This is a genomic window from Dyella sp. (genome assembly GCF_035685805.1).
Classification (GTDB): domain Bacteria; phylum Pseudomonadota; class Gammaproteobacteria; order Xanthomonadales; family Rhodanobacteraceae; genus Dyella_A.
Window position 1 is genome coordinate 17,672 of the sequence record NZ_DASSAB010000012.1, and the last position, 16,790, is coordinate 34,461.

Genomic DNA, 16,790 nt, shown 5'->3' on the forward strand with positions numbered 1-16,790 from the left:
CGGCCGCAAAGGGGAGCCGGCAGTGTGGTGACGCGCGCGTGGTGCGCGCGTGGACGGCGCGCGCTCAGTCGCCGGCGCGGGCCGGCAGCTCGCCGTCGGCGAGGCGGATCAGCAGGGCGTCGCCCGGGTTGATCTGTTCCGGCGAGCGCAGCACCTTGCCGTGCGCGTCGAACACGATGGCGTAGCCGCGCTCCAGCGTGGCCAGCGGGCTGACCGCGTGCAGCGTGCGCCCGGCCTGGGCCAGCGCGTGGCGTCGGCGTTCGAGCAGCTGCGCCAGCGCCCGGCGCAGGCGCGGATCGAGTTCACCCAGCCGCCGCGCCAGCAGCGCCAGCCGGTGCCGCGGATGTTGCGCGAGCAGGCGCGCGTGGGCCTGCTCCAGCCGACGGTCGCGTCGCGCGCTGGTACTGGCGATGCTGGCCAGCAGGCGGCGTTGCAGGTGCATCAGCCGCTCGCGGTCGCGCGCCAGCCGCGCCTGCGGACGCTGCGACTGCAGCCGTGCCAGCAGATGATCCAGCCGCTGCGCGAGGGTGTGCTGGCGGCGATGCTGCACGGCGGCGATGCGCTGGCTGAGCTGCTGCAACTGGCAGCCCATGGCCGCGGCATCGGGCACCAGCAGCTCCGCCGCGGCGGAGGGCGTGGGCGCACGCAGGTCGGCGACGAAGTCGGCGATGCTGAAGTCCACCTCGTGGCCAACCGCACACACCACCGGCACCGCGCTGGCATGCACCGCGCGCGCCACACGCTCGTCGTTGAACGCCCACAGGTCTTCCAGCGAGCCACCGCCGCGGGTCAGCAGCAGCGCGTCGTAGCGCCCCGCCGCCGACGCCTTGCGCAGCATCGCCTCGATCGCTGGCGGCGCCTCCTTGCCCTGCACCGGCACCGGCAGCACGTCCACTTCGAGCAGCGGCCAGCGCCGGGCCAGCACGCTGAGCACGTCGCGGATCGCCGCGCCGGTGGCCGAGGTGATCACGCCGAGGCGGCGCACGTAGCGGGGCAGCGGGCGCTTGCGCGCGGGATCGAACAGGCCTTCGGCATCCAGCCGCGCCTTCAGCTCATCGAACGCGCGCCGCAGCGCGCCCTCGCCGGCCGGCTCCATGCTTTCGGCCACCAACTGGAACTCGCCGCGCGGCTCGTACAGGCCGACCCTGGCCCGCACCAGCACCTGCATGCCGTCGACCGGCTTGAAGGCGAGGCGGCTGCTCTTGAGCTTGAACATGGCGCAGCGCACCTGGGCGCCGGCGTCTTTCAGCGTGAAGTACAGATGGCCAGAGGCGGGGCGGGCCACGTTGGACAGCTCGCCCTCGATCCAGACCATCGGCAGCGCGTCCTCGAGCAGCCCCCGCACCAGCCGGTTGAGCGTGCTGGGAGTGAGGATGCGGCGGCTGCTGCCACCGTCGGCATCGACGGGCGGGGCAGGGCGCGGAAAGGGATCGAACGCGGACATGAGCGCGGCAGATTATCACGAAGGTTCTTTGCAACATGTGGTTGCCGCGAATCCCGCAGGCGGATTCTCAACCCCATGCTGCAAGTAACTGACGGATATGACGATGACCGCAACCGCGATGGGTCAATGCTCGCCGTGATCCTCGGCGGTGCGCCGCTGGCGTCGCTGCTGCTGGTTGCGCCAGGCGCGGATCGCCAGGTTCACGGTGAACCACGCGCAGATCAGGCTGACCGGCCAGGCAACGACCGCCGGCCACAGCGCGGCCACCAGCGCCAGCACCGCGAGCACCACGATGCCGGCCAGCAGCGGCGTGGCGTCGGTGTCGCCCAGCACGCGCCGATCGGTGAGCACCGCGCCGACCGAGTTGGCCAGCCGCAAGGCACTGGCGGCGGCCCGACCGGAACTGCCGTTGCCGCCACGGGCGCGTCGACCGCGCGGCGGCGAATCGGCCTGCTCGCTGCGCTGCACCCGATCGCCGCGCCGGCGCCGGCGCGGGGCCAGCACGATCTCCGTGGCATTGCCCAGATCGGTCTCGTACTGCGCCGCCAGCTGCCCGGCGAAGCCTTCGTCTTCCACCGCCACGTCGATCTCGCGGTTGCCCAGCCAGCTGGCGATGTTGAGATTGGACGAGCCCACCCGCGCCCACAGGCCATCGGCCACCGCGGTCTTGGCGTGGATCATCGAGCCGTTCCATTCGAACACGCGCACGCCGGCCTGCAGCAGCGGCCGGTAACCGGCCCGCGACATGCCTGCCACCACCGGGATGTCGCTGCTGCCGGGCACCAGCAGGCGCACGTCGACGCCGTCGCGCGCGGCGGCGGCCAAGGCCTGCACGTAGGGCGCCACGCCGACGAAATAGGCGTCGGTGAGCCACAGCGTCTTGCTGGCCATGGCGGCGATCTGCTGGTCCAGGCGGTACAGCCCGGCGGTGGAGGGCTCGGTGGCGATCAATCGCAGCGCCACCGAGCCCACGGGTGCGTCGGCCTGGTCGCGCGGCCAGGCCGGCAGTGGCGCGCCCATGCTGGCCCAGCTGCGCCCGAACGCGGCCTCCACCTCGGCCACCGCCGGCCCGCGCAGCGCCACGCCGGTGTCGCGCCAGGGCGCCACGCCCCGCGCCGGATCACCCAGCCATTTCTCGCTGATGCACACGCCGGACAGGAAACCCAGCTCGCCATCGGCCACCAGCACCTTGCGGTGATCGCGGCTGACCCAGCCGAACGGCCGGCCCAGCTGCGGCGGATTGAACACGCGGACCTGGCCACCCGCGTCGCGCAGCGGCTTCCAGAACGACGAACGCGACTGCCCCAGGCAGCCGACCCAGTCGCAGATCACGGCCACGAACACACCGGCCAGCGCGCGCTCCACCAGCGCATCGCGAAAGGCCCGGCCGACGCTGTCGTCGCGGATGATGTAGTTCTCCAGCAGCACCCGCTGGCGGGCGTTGCGGATCGCCGCGAGCCAGCGCTGGTAGTGCACGCTGGCATCGATCAGCAGCTCCAGCGCGTTGCCGGTGATCAGCGGCGCGCCCGCGGCGCGGCCGAGCGCCTGCGCCGCCATCAGGCGGTCGTTGCGCGAGCGGTCGAGCGGGGAGGCGGCCATCGCCGAAGTCTAGGGCATGCCTGGTGAAAGAGCGTTCTGGCATGATCCGCGCATGCCGCTCCAGAACCGTTACACCGACACGTCTGCCTGTGCGCAGGTGATCGCCGACCGGCTCGGACCGGATCTTCGTGTGGCCGCGCCGCTGGGGCTGGGCAAGCCGCACGGCCTGCTCAACGCGATCTACGCGCTGATCGCGGCGCATCCGGGCCGCTCGCTTACCCTCTATACGGCGCTGTCGCTGACCCGGCCACAGCCGCGGCCGGGCCTGGAGGCGCGTTTCCTGAAGCCGTTCCTGGAGCGCCACTTCGGCGCGAACTGCGTCGACCCGCAGTACGCGCTGGACCAGGCGCGCGACGCGCTGCCGCCGAACGTGGCGGTGCACGAGTTCTACGTGCAGTCCGGCGCCATGCTGCACTCGGGCAGCGCGCAGCGCAGCTACATCAGCCAGAACTACACGCACGTGGCGCGCGACCTGGCGGTGCAGGAGATCAACCTGCTGGTGCAGCTGGTGGCCCGGCGCGAAACGCCGGAGGGCGTGCGCTACAGCCTGTCGTGCAACCCCGACCTGACGCTGGACTTCCTCGACCGCGTGCGCGCCGCCGGCAAGCCTCGTCCGCTGTGCGTGGCGGTGGTACATCCGGACCTGCCGTACCTCAGCGGCCATGCGGAGGTGCCGCAGGATTACTTCGATCTGGAGCTCGCGCCGCCGCACTCGCCGCCGCTGTTCGCGCTGCCGCGGCAGCCGGTGAACACCGCCGAGTACGCGATCGGCCTGCACGCCAGTGCGCTGGTGCGCGACGGCGGCTGCCTGCAGATCGGCATCGGCGCGCTGTCCGACGCACTGGTGCAGTCGCTGCTGCTGCGCCAGTGCCACAACCTGGCCTGGCGGCAGGCGCTGGAGGCGATCGACGGCGGCTATGTCAGCCATCCGCTGGCGCTGCAGATCGGCGGCATGGAACCGTTCCAGGAAGGGCTCTACGGCGCCAGCGAGATGGTGATGGACGGCTTCATGCACCTGCAGCGCGCGGGCATCCTGAAGCGCCGCTCGTGGGACACGCTGGCGCTGGAGCGGGCCGCGGCGGTCGGCCGGCTGCCGGAGGGCACGCCGGGCGGGCATTACCTGCGCGGCGCGTTCTTCCTGGGCACCCGCGAGCTCTATCGCTGGCTGCACGAGACCGAGGCGGCGGACCCGGATGCAATCGACATGTGCCGCGTGTCCAACGTCAACCAGCTGTACGGCGACCACCAGGTGCTGGCCGCGCTGCAGCGTCGCGGGGCACGCTTCTTCAACACCGGCATGATGGCCACGCTGTTCGGCGCGGCCGTCTCCGACGGGCTGGAAGACGGCCACGTGGTGAGCGGCGTCGGTGGCCAGTACAACTTCGTGGCGATGGCGCACGAGCTGCCGGACGGCCGCTCGGTGCTGCTGCTGCGCGCCACCCGCGCCGGTCCGCACGGGCCGCAGACGAATATCCGCTTCAACTACGGCGCGAGCACCATCCCCCGGCACCTGCGCGACATCTTCATCACCGAGTACGGCGTGGCCGACCTGCGCGGCAAGACCGACGCCGAGTGCGTGGAGGCGATGCTGGCGATCTGCGACGCGCGCTTCGTCGACGCGCTGGCGGCCGAAGCAAAGGCGCACGGCAAACTGCGGGCGGATTTCGTGGTGCCCGAACGCTGGCGCCAGCACCGACCCGAGATGCTGCACCAGGCGCTGGCGCCGCTGCGTGCACGCGACCTGTTGCCGGACTTTCCCTTCGGCAGCGACTTCACCGAGGTGGAGCAGCGCCTGCTGCCCGCGCTGGGCTGGCTCAAGAGCGTCAGCCGCACCTGGCGCGGCCGCGCCGCCCTGCTGCGTGCGGTGCTGCGTGCCGGCCCCGCGCGGGCAGGTGAGGACGAGGCGCTGGCGCGGATGGGGCTGGAGACCGGCGGTGGCCTGTCCGATCGCCTGCAGCGGCGTCTGCTGCAGGCCGCGCTGCGGCGCGGCGACGGCTGACCGCGCTCGGCGGTCGCCGCGTCGTCGCGGCAAACCTTCGGCTCACCCGGTGCCGGGCGTCTTCGCCAGCGGCACGGTGACGGTGAAGCAGCTGCCATGGCCCGGTCGCGAGCGCACCTGCACCGTGTAGCCAAGCGTGTCCGCCGTGCGCCGCACGATCCACAGCCCGAGGCCCAGGCCCTCGCTGCGGGCGTCGACCTGCTGGAAGGCGCCGAACATCTGCGCGGCCTGGGTTTCGTCCATGCCGATGCCGGTGTCCGCCACGGTGATCACGGCCTGGCCGTTGCGCCGCCGCGCGCCCACCAGCACCGAGCCGGCGTGGGTGTACTTCACCGCGTTGCCGACCAGGTTGCCGACCAGCGCCGAGAGCAGCGCGCGATGGCTGTGCACGATCAGCGAACTGGGCACCGCACGCAGCCGCAGCCCCTTCATCCGGGCCTGGCGCCGCCAGCGCAGCAGCACCGGATGGAGGATGTCCTCCAGCGGCAGGTCGATGGTGGTCGGCAGCGCCGTGACCTCGTCATTGCCCGACAGCGCGGCCAGATCGTCGAAGTCGTTGCCGATCTCGATCAGCGCGTCCTGTGCCAACTGCATCAGGCGCGCCGGCTCCTCGGCATCGCCGCGGCGCAGCTTCTCCAGCGCGTACACGGCGGTACGCAGCGGGGTGTGCAGGTCGTGGCCGGCGATCGCCATGATCCGCCCGCGGTAGTCCCCCGAGGCGCGCGCCAGCGTGAGCGTGCGGCGCAGCTCCAGCTGGCTGACCACCTGGCGGGCCAGCGCGCGCAGGCTGTCGAGCTGATGCGGGCGCAACTGGCGGGGCCGGTGGTCGAGCACGCACAGCGCGCCCAGCGCCACGCCGTCGGGCGAGCGCAGCGTGGCACCGGCGTAGAAACACAACGGCGGGTTGCCGGTGACCAGCGGGTTGTCCACGAAGCGCGCATCCAGGCGGGTATCCGGCACCACCAGCACGTCCTCCTGCAGGATGGTGTGGGCGCAGAAGGACTGGCTGAGCGGCGTCTCGCGACGGCCGAGCCCGCGCTCGCTCATGAACCACTGGCGGTCGTTGTCGACCAGGCTGACCAGCGCGACCGGCGTCTGGCAGACGCTGGCGGCCACCAGCGTGATGTCGTCGAAGCTGGCCTCGGGTATCGCGTCCAGCACGCCGTAGCTGCGCAGCATCTCGATCCGGTGGGAATCGATGACGGACAGCTCGGCTGCGGTTTCGGGAGCAGGTGAATTCGACATGACGGCAAATTATGCCCGCCGATGCGTGCACGACGTGACGTCGGGGGCGCACCCGCAGGCGTGTGCGAACCCGTCGCACGCTGGGGTGCGCGGGAGGGCTTCGGTTATCCTTGACGCTTCGCCGCGACTCCCTGCGGCAGCCGTCATTCCGGTCCCCATGAGCGAACTTTCCCCCTCCGCCCCCCGTCCCGCCGAGCCCGAGCCGCGTCGTCCCAGCGTGGGGGTGCAGATCGGCAAGGTCACCGTCGGTGGCGGCGCGCCGGTGGTGGTGCAGTCGATGACCAACACCGACACCGAGGACGCCGCCAGCACCGCGAAGCAGATTGCAGAGTTGGCCCGCGCCGGCTCCGAGCTGGTGCGCATCACGGTGAACACGCCGGCCGCTGCGGCCGCGGTGCCGAGGATCGTCGAGCGCTTGCAGATGATGGGCGTGGAGGTGCCGCTGATCGGCGACTTCCACTACAACGGCCACCAGTTGCTGGAGGCCGAGCCGGCCTGCGCCGAGCTGCTGGCCAAGTACCGCATCAACCCGGGCAACGTGGGCTTCGGCAGGAAAAAAGACGCCCAGTTCGGCGCGATCATCGAGAAGGCCATCGAGTACGGCAAGCCGGTGCGCATCGGCGCCAACTGGGGTTCGCTGGACCAGGCCATGGTCGCCACGCTGATGGACGAGAACGCGAACCGCGCGCAGCCCTGGGACGCCGCCCACGTGGCGCGCGAGGCGCTGATCCGTTCGGCGCTGGATTCGGCCGCGCTGGCCGAGAAGATCGGGCTGCCGCGCGAGCGCATCATCCTGTCGGCCAAGGTGTCCGGCGTGCAGGAGCTGATCGCGGTCTACCGGGACCTCGCTGCGCGCGGCAACTATGCCCTGCACCTGGGCCTGACCGAGGCCGGGATGGGTTCGAAGGGCATCACCGCTTCGGCCGCCGCACTCGCGGTGCTGCTGCAGGAAGGCATCGGCGACACCATCCGCATCTCGCTCACGCCCGAACCCGGCGGCGCGCGCACCGGCGAGGTGATCGTGGCGCAGGAGCTGCTGCAGACGATGGGCCTGCGTGCGTTCACTCCGCTGGTCACCGCCTGCCCGGGCTGCGGCCGCACCACCAGCGAGTTCTTCCAGGAGTTGGCCAAGACGGTGCAGGCCCACGTGCGCGAACAGATGCCGCTGTGGCGGACCAAGTACGACGGCGTGGAGAACCTGACGCTGGCGGTGATGGGGTGCATCGTCAACGGACCGGGCGAGTCCAAGCACGCCAACATCGGCATCTCGCTGCCGGGCAACGGCGAGGCGCCGGCCGCGCCGGTATTCATCGATGGCGAGAAGGCCACCACGCTGCGCGGCGACAACATCGCCAGCGAGTTCGTGGGCATCGTCGACGACTACGTGCGATCGCACTACCGCGCCCGCGCGGACTGACACCGCGCATGCGCCAGGCCGACGCCAGCGCCGAGCAGGCCATCGTCGAGGCCTGGCACCGCAACGCGGCACCGTGGACGCGGGCGGTTCGCCAAGGTGTCATCGAGAGCCGTCGGCGGGTCACCGATGCCGCCATCGTGGACGCCGTGCTGGCGCGTCGGCCGGGCCACGTGATCGACCTGGGGTGCGGCGAGGGCTGGCTGATGCGCGCCCTGGCCGAACGTGGCGTGGGCGTGCTCGGCGTCGATGCGGTGCCCGAGCTGGTGGCCAGCGCCGCCGGCATCGCCGGGTGCCGTGCGATCACCTGCGACTACGCGGCCGTCGCCGCCGGCGCACTGGAGGCCCGCGCCGACGTGGTGGTGTGCAATTTCTCGCTGATCGGCGGCGATTCCGTCGATGCGCTGTTGCGTGCGATCCCGACGCTGCTGCATCCACGCGGCGCGTTGCTGATCCAGACGCTGCACCCGTGGTCCGCGTGCGGCGAGGCGCCGTATCGCGATGGCTGGCGCGAGGGCTCGTGGGCCGGCTGCGGCGACGGGTTCGCCGCGCCGGCGCCGTGGTACTTCCGCACGATGGGCGGCTGGATGGCGAGCTTTGCGCAGGCCCGGCTGCAGCTGGCCGAGCTGGCCGAGCCGCTGCACCCCGACACGGGCCGCCCGACGTCGGTGCTGTTCACGCTGCTGCCGGAGCCTGCGCCCATGGGTTGATCGCGCGGGCCTGCGTCGCCAGTTTCTGCATTCCCCCTTGCAGGAGCAGCGCATGAATCCGCACGTCCCCATGCTTGATCTCAACGACGGCCGGCAGGTGCCGCAACTGGGTTTCGGCGTCTGGCAGATCGATGACGCCGCCGCCAGCGCCGCCGTCGCCACCGCGCTCGAGTGCGGTTACCGCGCCATCGACACGGCCGCCATCTACGGCAACGAGCGTGGCGTGGGCGAGGGCATTTCCCGCTCGGGCCTGCCGCGCGACGCGGTGCACCTGACCACCAAGCTGTGGAACAGCGAGCAGGGCTTCGACAGCACGCTGCGTGCGTTCGACGAGAGCCTGCGCAAGCTCGGCACCGAGTATGTCGACCTCTACCTGATCCACTGGCCGGTGCCGGCGAAGGACCGCTACGTGGACTCCTGGAAGGCGCTTGAACAGCTGCGCGGGGAAGGCCGCGCGCGCTCGATCGGCGTGTCGAACTTCCAGCCCGCGCATATCGAGCGGTTGCTGGCCGAGACGGGGACGGCGCCGGCAGTGAACCAGATCGAGCTGCACCCGGACTTTGCCCAGCGCGAGTTGGTGGCGTTCAACGCCCGCCACGGCATCGTCAGCGAGGCCTGGAGCCCGCTGGGGCAGGGCGGTGAGCTGCTGCGCCATCCGCTGCTGGTGCAACTGGCCGGCAAGCACGGCAAGAGCGCCGCGCAGATCGCGCTGCGCTGGCATGTCCAGCGCGGCCACATGGTGATTCCGAAGTCGCAGACGCCCAGCCGCATCCGCGAAAACATCGCCGTGTTCGACTTCCAGCTGGACGAGGCCGACATGCACGCACTCGCCGCGCTGGACGGCGATCACCGGATCGGCCCGCACCCCGACCAGCTCAGCTGAGTGCCCGGTCGCCGCTGGCGCGGGCGAGGGAGGGGAGCGCCGGCGGCAGCCGTCAGCTAAGCAGGTCGCAGGCTTGCCACACCTGGGTTGGCGCCCAGGCAGCGGCATCCACCGGCTGGGTCGAGAGCGCGGCCAGTTCGGCGAGGAACTGCGTGCGCGGCATCTCGACCGCACCCAGGCCCAGCAGGTGCGGGTTGCTCACCTGCGCGTCGATCAGCGGTACGCCGAAGCCGTGCAGCTGTCGGGCCAGTGCCAGCAGGGCCACCTTGGAACCGCCGCTCTCGCGGCTGAACATCGATTCGCCGCTGAACAGCCGACCCGACATCACGCCGTAGATGCCGCCCACCAGTCGTCCGTGCTGCCACACCTCCACGCTGTGGGCGTGGCCGAGGCGGTGCAGCGTGTCGTAGGCCTCGATCATGTCGCGGCTGATCCAGGTGCCGGGCTGGCCGTCGCGCGGCTCGGCACAGGCCTGCATCACGGGGCGGAACGCGCGGTCCACGGTGATCGTCCAGTCGCAGCGGGCGAGCAGCCGTCGCAGCGAACGGTGCGGTCGACGCAGCGCGTCGGTGCGGAACACACAGCGCGGGTTGGGCGACCACCACAGGATCGGCTCGCCGTCGTTGAACCAGGGAAAAATCCCCAGCGCATAGGCGGCGCGCAGCCGCAGCGGCGAGAGGTCGCCGCCGAACGCGAGCAGTCCCGGCGGTTCGTCCAGCGCCTGGGCCGGGGCCGGGAAGTGATCCGGCGGCCAGTGGTCGAGCAGCGGCAGCCGGATCATGGCGTGGCGGAAGCCTCGGCCGGGTGCGCATACGGACTGTGCGCGGCCAGCTCGCGGGCGTAGTCGTCCACCGAAGCCGCCTCATGCGCCAGCGCGTCGCGCACGGCGCGTCGGAATTCCGGGTGGGCCAGATAGTGCCGGGATTGCGTGCGCACCGGCAGGAACCCGCGCGCGAGCTTGTGCTCGCCCTGGGCGCCGGGCTCGAAGCACTGCAGGCCATGCCGGATCGCGTGCTCGATGCCGCGGTAGTAGCACAGCTCGAAATGCAGCCCGGGCACCTCCACGCTGGCGCCCCAGTAGCGCCCGTACAACGTGGTGCTGCTCTGGATCAGCAGCGCCATCGCCACGATGGTGTCGCCGTGGCGGGCAAGCACGACGGTGACGGCGTCGCCGAGCGCGTCGCCCAGCGCGAGGAAGAACCCCTCCGTCAGCGCGGCGTGGTTGCCCTTTGCCTCGAAGGTGGCCTCGTACAGCGCGTGCACCCGTCGCCACTCGGCAGCGCCGAGGCTGGCGCCGCCGCGCAGCTCGATCTGAAGTCCGCTGCGGGCCACCTGCGCGCGCTCCTGGCGGATGTTCTTGCGCTTCTTGTGCGTCAGCGCGGCGAGGAAATCGTCGAAGTCCGCATAGCCGCGGTTGTGCCAGTGGAACTGCACGTCCGAGCGCGCGAGCCAGCGGTCGTCGAACGCCGGCAGGTCGTCGGCTAGCAGGAAGTTCGCGTGCACCGACGAGAGCCCGAGTCGATCCACCTCGCCGACGAGGGCACTGGCGAGCGCCTGCTTGCGCGCGGCGCGGACCGGGCCGGCACCTGCCGCCAGCAGCCGCGGCCCGTTCACCGGCGAATAGGGCACCGCGTTGAGCAGCTTGGGGTAGTACTCGCCACCGGCGCGTTCCCATGCGCTTGCCCAGCTCCAGTCGAAGACGAACTCGCCGTGCGAATTGCCTTTGAGGTAGAGCGGCGCCGCCGCCACCAGCGCGCCTTGCTCGTACAGGCCCAGGTGATGTGCCTGCCAGCCCCACGCAGGGCGGATGCAGCCGGTTGTTTCCAGCAGGCGGAGGAACGCGTGGGAGACGAATGGGTTGTCGTCCGGCCGCAGGGCGTCCCAGGCACGCGCGTCGATCTGGTCCACCGCGTCGTGGAAGCGCGCTTCGAGCGTGTGCATCACGGCCGTCATGCGGGCGGCTGGCACCAGCGCGCCAGCGCGCGCAGCCGGTCCATGTCGTTCGCCAGGAGCGCCTTGTCCGCGGCGAACGCCAGCGCGCGTTCGGCGTGCGCCGACGCCGCGCTGCGGTAGGGCGGATAGCCCATCTGCCCCAGCGTGGCGAGCGACTTCTGCAGGCGGATCGAGACCTCCAGCAAGGGAGCGGCATCGCGCGCCAGCGGCGTGAAGATGTCATCGAAGTAGTCGCTCTCCAGCAGCGCCCGCATGAACACGCGGTCGTGGAGGATTTCCTGCTCGCCCCCTTCAAGCCGGTCGCGCGCCCACTGGCTGAGCAGGCGCGTCACCGTGCCGATGATGTCGATCGCGGTGCCCGGGTCGTTGACTGCCGGCGACAGCGCCCGCTGCGCGATCTCGGTCAGCACGATGATGCCGAAGCGCGGGTCCTGCTCGAAGTTGCGGGTGTCGTCGATCACGAACGCCTCGGCCAGCGCGTGGGCGATGTCCTCGTCCACCGGCGCGGCGAGGCGCGCCACCGGCCGGCCGGGCGCCACGAAGCTGCCCGGCGCCACTTCCGCCCATACCTGCAGTTTCTCGCGCTCGGCAACCGACTGCAGCCGCTCCACGTCGATGTAGGCCACGTAGCCGACCTTGCGGCTCTCGACCGCGACCGCGCCCTCCGGCGGCGGCACGTATGGCTGTGCGCCCAGCCACGGCTGCTTGATCATCTTCGCCATCGCCTTGCGGGTGGCGGCCTCGACCCGGTCGATCGTCTCGGTGACGCGACCGAGTCGCGAGAGCTGGTCGATCCAGCGCAGCAGGGTGCCGACGATCATGATGATCACCAGCACCGTGGCGCCGAACAGGATCAGGCGGCCGCTGTCGCCGTAGATGCCGGTGCTCAGGGCGATCAACCCCACGATGCTGAAGAGGAACGCGCCCACGAACGTCGCCAGTGCGCGTTGTGCGGCAGAGTCCTCGATCAGTAGCGTGGCCGCCCGCGGCGTGGCGCTGCTGCTGGCCGCCGCGTACGCGGCAACCATGGTGGAGAGCGAGAACGTGGTGACCGCCAGCATGCTCGAGGCAAGGATGCCAAGGATGTTGCCCACCGCCGAGGCGCCGATCTGCGCGGCGATCCCGTGCGGCAGCAGCGGCTTGGCGACAGCGCCGAGCAGTGCGGTGACCACCGCGCCGGCCCCGTAGAGGGTGGAGCGGAACCACAGCCGCCGCGTGATGCCGACGAGCCAGAGCCGCCAGTGTGCTTTCATGCCGGGCACTCCGTGTTCATCGAACCATTGTGCCCGCCGCCGCCGCCGATGTCCCCGGGCGACGCCGCTGCGGCCGCCGGCGCCATCGACGCAACCCCATAGGCGTTGGCCCGGATCAGGCCAGCTGGTCCAGCCAGCGCTCCGCATCCAGCGCGGCCATGCAGCCGAAGCCGGCCGAGGTGATCGCCTGGCGGTAGACGTGATCGGCCACATCGCCGGCGGCGAATACGCCGGGCACCGAGGTCATCGTTGCCATGCCGTTCTGGCCGCTGTGGGTCTTGATGTAGCCGTCGTGCATCTCCAGCTGGCCCTGGAAGATGCCGGTGTTCGGCGTATGGCCGATGGCGACGAAGAAGCCGGTCGCCTCGATGTCGCGCGTGGCCTCGCCGTCGACCGCCTTCACCCGAACGCCGGTGACGCCGGAGTCGTCGCCCAGCACTTCGTCGATGGTGTGGTTCCAGACCAGCTCGATCTTGCCTGCGGCGGCCTTCTCGAACAGCTTGTCCTGCATGATCTTTTCCGCCCGCAGCGTGTCGCGGCGGTGCACCAGGTAGACCTTGCGGGCGATGTTGGACAGGTACAGCGCCTCTTCCACCGCGGTGTTGCCGCCGCCGACCACTACCACGTCCTGCTCGCGGAAGAAAAAGCCGTCGCAGGTGGCGCAGGCGGACACGCCCTTGCCCTTGAACTTCTCCTCGCTGGCGATCCCCAGGTACTTGGCGGTGGCGCCGGTGGAGATGATCAGCGCGTCGCAGGTGTACTCGCCCGAATCGCCCTTGAGGTGGAACGGGCGCTGCTTGAGGTCCACCACGTGCACGTGGTCGAAGATCATCTCGGTATGAAAGCGCTCGGCATGTTCGGCCATGCGCTGCATCAGCATCGGGCCTTGGAGGCCTTCGACGTCGCCGGGCCAGTTGTCCACGTCGGTAGTGGTCATCAGCTGACCGCCCTGTTGCAGGCCCGTGATCAGGGTCGGCTTGAGGTTGGCGCGGGCGGCGTACACGGCAGCGGTGTAGCCGGCCGGGCCGGAGCCGAGGATCAGCAGGCGGCTGTGCTTGGGCGTTGCGGACATGTGATAATCCTTGGGTTTGCTGAACAGCTTTGATCGCTTTCGATCCCCCCGCCAGAGGCACATGGTCGCGACGGGAACGAAACGGCGGGAGCGGCGCTCCGAATCCGCAAGGATGGGGAAGCACGAGGCCCGATTCAAGCGTTCGGCACCGGCTTCCCAACCCCGCCCTGCGCCGATAGACGCCGGGCAAGACGAACTCCACAGGACTGCTTCCCCATGCGTATCGGTATTCCTTCCGAAACCAAGACCCTCGAGGGTCGTGTTGCCCTGGTGCCCGCCGCTGCCGCCGATCTGGTGCTGCGTGGCCACGAGGTTTTCATCCAGGCGGGCGCCGGCGAGAAGAGCGGTTTCGCCGACGAGGCCTACAGCAAGGCCGGTATCACCGTGGTGCCGGACGCCGCGACGCTGTACGAGAAGGGCGAGCTGATCGTCAAGGTGAAGGAGCCGATCGCCGGTGACCTGGCCCTGCTGAAGAAGCACCACCTGCTGTTCTGCTACTTGCACCTGGCGGCCGAGCCTGAGCTGACCAAGAGCCTGCTCGAGATCGGCCTGACCGGCGTGGCGTTCGAGTCGGTGGAAGAGAACGGCGGCCTGCCGCTGCTGCTGCCGATGTCGGTGATCGCCGGCCGCATCGCCACCCAGATCGGCACCACGCTGCTGCACCGTCCGCAGGGCGGCAAGGGCAAGCTGCTGGGTGGCATGGCCTCGACCTCGCGCGGCAAGGTGGTGGTGCTCGGCGGCGGTGCCGCGGGCAAGGCCGCCGCCTCGCTGGCCGCTGCTGCCGGCGCCCGCGTGGTGGTGTTCGACAAGCGCCAGGATCGCCTGGCCGAGATGATGGAGCTGGGCGCGAACGTCACCGCGCTGTACGCGTACGAGTCGTCGGTGGCCGAGGAAGTGCGCGATGCCGACCTCGTCGTCGGCGCCGTGCTGATCCCCAGCGCAAAGGCGCCGCGCGTGGTCACCGAGGCGATGATCAAGACGATGGAGAAGGGCTCGGTGCTGGTCGACATCTCGATCGACCAGGGCGGCTGCTTCGAGACCTCGCGCCCGACCACCTGGAAGGAGCCGACCTACGACGTGCACGGCGTGACGCACTTCTGCGTGACCAACATGCCCGGTGCGGTGCCGCAGACCTCGTCGGTGGCGATCTCGGCGGCGATCCTGCCGTACGTGCAGCGCCTGGCGGCCGGCAACGAGTGGCGCGACTTCGCTCCCCTGCGGGCCGGCATCAACGTGGACGGCGGTCAGCTGGTGCATCCGGCCCTGCAGGGCTGACCGCTCCGGCGACGGGCAAGTCGCCGCGGCAGGCAAGATCGAGGCCGGGTCGCCACGACCCGGCCTTTTTCATGCGCGCACCGGCGCTTGCCGGCGCGACCTGTCAATCTTCTGCCGCTTTCGCCGCCTGTGTAGACTTGGCTGGAGCATCAATCAGGGAAGCCCCCACCGGTGGCGCGAAGCGCGAACGCAAAGAAAGAAAAGACCCCCAGGCCGGCCCTGAGCGACGAGGTGAAACGCCGTCTGCGCGAGGCGGGCGCGCTGCTGCTGTTGCCGCTGGCGCTGTACCTGCTGGTCTGCCTGTTCAGCTACAACGACCAGGACCCGAGCTGGGGCCACGTCGGCACGGTGGAGCACGCGCACAATTTCGGCGGTGCGGTGGGCGCCAACATCGCCAACCTGCTGCGTTACATCTTCGGGCTGATCGCCTACTGCTTCCCGTTGCTGCTGCTGGTGCTGGGCGTACAGGTGCTGCGCCACCGCGGCGAACGCAACGTGCACCCGTGGGAGCCGTCGCTGCGGCTGATCGGCTTCGTCTTTTTCTTCATTACCGCGCCCGCCCTGGCTTGGTTGAACCTGGGTGACGCGGTGATCCTGCCCGAAGGCGCCGGCGGCATCACCGGACGTTGGGTGGCGCACGGCCTGCTTTCTGCCTTCGGTGCCACCGGCGCGCCGCTGCTGCTGCTGGCGCTGTTTCTGATCGCGGTGACGCTGGCGACCGGGCTGTCCTGGTTCCGCCTGATGGACTGGACCGGACAGGGTGTGCTGCAGCTGGCCGGCTGGCTCAGCGGCAAGATGCGCAAGGCGCCCGAGGTGATGGCAGCGCGTCAGGCCCGCGGCGAACGCGAGGTGGTGAAGAAGGCCGAGGCGATCAAGCAGGCCCGGCGCGAACCGGTGCGCATCGAGGCGCCGCCGACGCCGGTGGTGAAGAGCGATCGTGCCCGGCAGGAAACCCAGATTCCGCTGTTCGTCGGCGCCGCCCAGCCGGGCGAGCTGCCGCCGTTGTCGCTGCTGGACGAAGCGCCGCCGCAAGGCCCCGGCTATTCCGAAGAAACGCTGGAAGTGCTCTCGCGCCAGGTCGAGCTCAAGCTCAAGGATTTCCGCATCGAGGCCAAGGTGGTGGGCGTGTATCCCGGCCCGGTGATCACCCGCTTCGAGCTGGAACCCGCCGCCGGCGTGCGCGGCTCGCAGGTATCGAGCCTGGACAAGGACATCGCCCGCGGCCTCTCCGTGGTGAGCGTGCGCGTGGTCGACGTGATCCCCGGCAAGAACGTGATCGGCCTGGAGATCCCCAACACGCGCAAGCAGATCGTCTACCTCTCCGAGATCCTGCGCTCGGACAAGTACGACCAGATGAAGTCGCCGCTGGCGCTGGCGCTGGGCAAGGACATCGGCGGCAAGCCGGTGGTGGTGGACCTGGCCAAGATGCCGCATCTGCTGGTGGCCGGCACCACCGGCTCGGGCAAGTCGGTGGCCGTGAACGCCATGGTGCTGAGCCTGTTGTACAAGGCCAGCGCCAAAGACGTGCGCATGATCATGATCGACCCCAAGATGCTGGAGCTCTCGGTGTACGAGGGCATCCCGCACCTGCTCGCGCCGGTGGTCACCGACATGAAGGAGGCGGCCAACGCGCTGCGCTGGTGCGTGGCGGAGATGGAGCGCCGTTACCAGCTCATGGCCGCGCTCGGCGTGCGCAACATTTCGGGCTTCAACCGCAAGGTGAAGGACGCGATCGACGCCGGCAAGCCGATCCGCGATCCGGTCATGACGGCCATGGCCGCGAACGACCCGACGCTCGACCAATCGAAGATTCCCGACCTCACGACGTTGCCGTACATCGTCGTGATCATCGACGAACTCGCCGACATGATGATGATCGTCGGCAAGAAGGTCGAAGAGTTGATTGCCAGGCTGGCGCAAAAAGCGCGAGCGAGCGGAATTCA

13 protein-coding genes are annotated in these 16,790 nt (G+C 70.3%); 6 read left to right on the forward strand and 7 right to left on the reverse strand.

Features of this window, described 5'->3' with window-relative positions; all coding sequences use genetic code 11:
* Positions 1–64 precede the first annotated feature (64 nt).
* Complete coding sequence (gene xseA, locus VFG40_RS02240; protein ID WP_324894453.1) at positions 65–1,444, reverse strand: exodeoxyribonuclease VII large subunit; 1,380 nt, start codon at positions 1,442–1,444, stop codon at positions 65–67.
* A gap of 123 nt (positions 1,445–1,567) precedes the next feature.
* The gene (locus VFG40_RS02245; RefSeq protein ID WP_324894455.1) at positions 1,568–3,043 is read right to left on the reverse strand and encodes a phospholipase D-like domain-containing protein; all 1,476 of its coding nucleotides are present in this window, start codon (positions 3,041–3,043) and stop codon (positions 1,568–1,570) included.
* Between the two features lie 52 nt (positions 3,044–3,095).
* Here VFG40_RS02245 and VFG40_RS02250 point away from each other — a divergent pair, with 52 nt between their 5' ends.
* Entirely contained in the window at positions 3,096–5,042 is a 1,947-nt protein-coding gene (locus VFG40_RS02250) for an acetyl-CoA hydrolase/transferase C-terminal domain-containing protein (RefSeq protein WP_324894457.1), read from the forward strand.
* A gap of 42 nt (positions 5,043–5,084) precedes the next feature.
* On the opposite strand, the gene VFG40_RS02255 is transcribed toward VFG40_RS02250, so the two are convergent.
* Entirely contained in the window at positions 5,085–6,287 is a 1,203-nt protein-coding gene (locus VFG40_RS02255; RefSeq protein ID WP_324894459.1) for a sensor histidine kinase, read from the reverse strand.
* Between the two features lie 157 nt (positions 6,288–6,444).
* Between VFG40_RS02255 and ispG the strand changes: the two genes are divergently transcribed.
* From ispG to VFG40_RS02270, 3 genes are read left to right on the forward strand one after another with little or no spacing between them, the layout of a single operon-like run.
* Positions 6,445–7,704: a flavodoxin-dependent (E)-4-hydroxy-3-methylbut-2-enyl-diphosphate synthase gene (gene ispG, locus VFG40_RS02260; RefSeq protein WP_324894461.1), complete on the forward strand. Its 1,260-nt coding sequence runs from the start codon at positions 6,445–6,447 to the stop codon at positions 7,702–7,704.
* An 8-nt stretch (positions 7,705–7,712) separates the two neighbouring features.
* Positions 7,713–8,411, forward strand: coding sequence for a class I SAM-dependent methyltransferase (locus VFG40_RS02265; RefSeq protein ID WP_324894463.1), 699 nt, complete (start codon positions 7,713–7,715; stop codon positions 8,409–8,411).
* Between the two features lie 52 nt (positions 8,412–8,463).
* Positions 8,464–9,294 (forward strand): aldo/keto reductase, encoded by an 831-nt coding sequence (locus VFG40_RS02270; RefSeq protein ID WP_324894465.1) that lies wholly within the window; start codon positions 8,464–8,466, stop codon positions 9,292–9,294.
* 52 nt (positions 9,295–9,346) lie between these two features.
* On the opposite strand, the gene aat is transcribed toward VFG40_RS02270, so the two are convergent.
* The 4 genes from aat to trxB form a co-directional block, all read right to left on the reverse strand.
* A complete protein-coding gene (gene aat, locus VFG40_RS02275; RefSeq protein ID WP_324894467.1) occupies positions 9,347–10,075 on the reverse strand; it encodes a leucyl/phenylalanyl-tRNA--protein transferase in 729 nt (242 codons plus the stop codon).
* On the reverse strand, positions 10,072–11,235 hold the full coding sequence (locus VFG40_RS02280) for a GNAT family N-acetyltransferase (RefSeq protein ID WP_324894469.1): 1,164 nt from the start codon (positions 11,233–11,235) through the stop codon (positions 10,072–10,074). Before VFG40_RS02280 ends, aat begins: the two co-directional genes overlap by 4 nt.
* Positions 11,236–11,243: 8 nt before the next feature.
* Positions 11,244–12,500 (reverse strand): DUF2254 domain-containing protein, encoded by a 1,257-nt coding sequence (locus tag VFG40_RS02285; RefSeq protein ID WP_324894471.1) that lies wholly within the window; start codon positions 12,498–12,500, stop codon positions 11,244–11,246.
* 115 nt (positions 12,501–12,615) lie between these two features.
* Entirely contained in the window at positions 12,616–13,572 is a 957-nt protein-coding gene (trxB, locus tag VFG40_RS02290; RefSeq protein WP_324894473.1) for a thioredoxin-disulfide reductase, read from the reverse strand.
* 216 nt (positions 13,573–13,788) lie between these two features.
* Between trxB and ald the strand changes: the two genes are divergently transcribed.
* Positions 13,789–14,847, forward strand: a complete 1,059-nt coding sequence (ald, locus tag VFG40_RS02295; protein ID WP_324894475.1) for an alanine dehydrogenase — start codon at positions 13,789–13,791, stop codon at positions 14,845–14,847.
* A 171-nt stretch (positions 14,848–15,018) separates the two neighbouring features.
* On the forward strand, positions 15,019–16,790 hold a 1,772-nt coding region (locus VFG40_RS02300), incomplete at its 3' end, for a DNA translocase FtsK (RefSeq protein WP_414649228.1).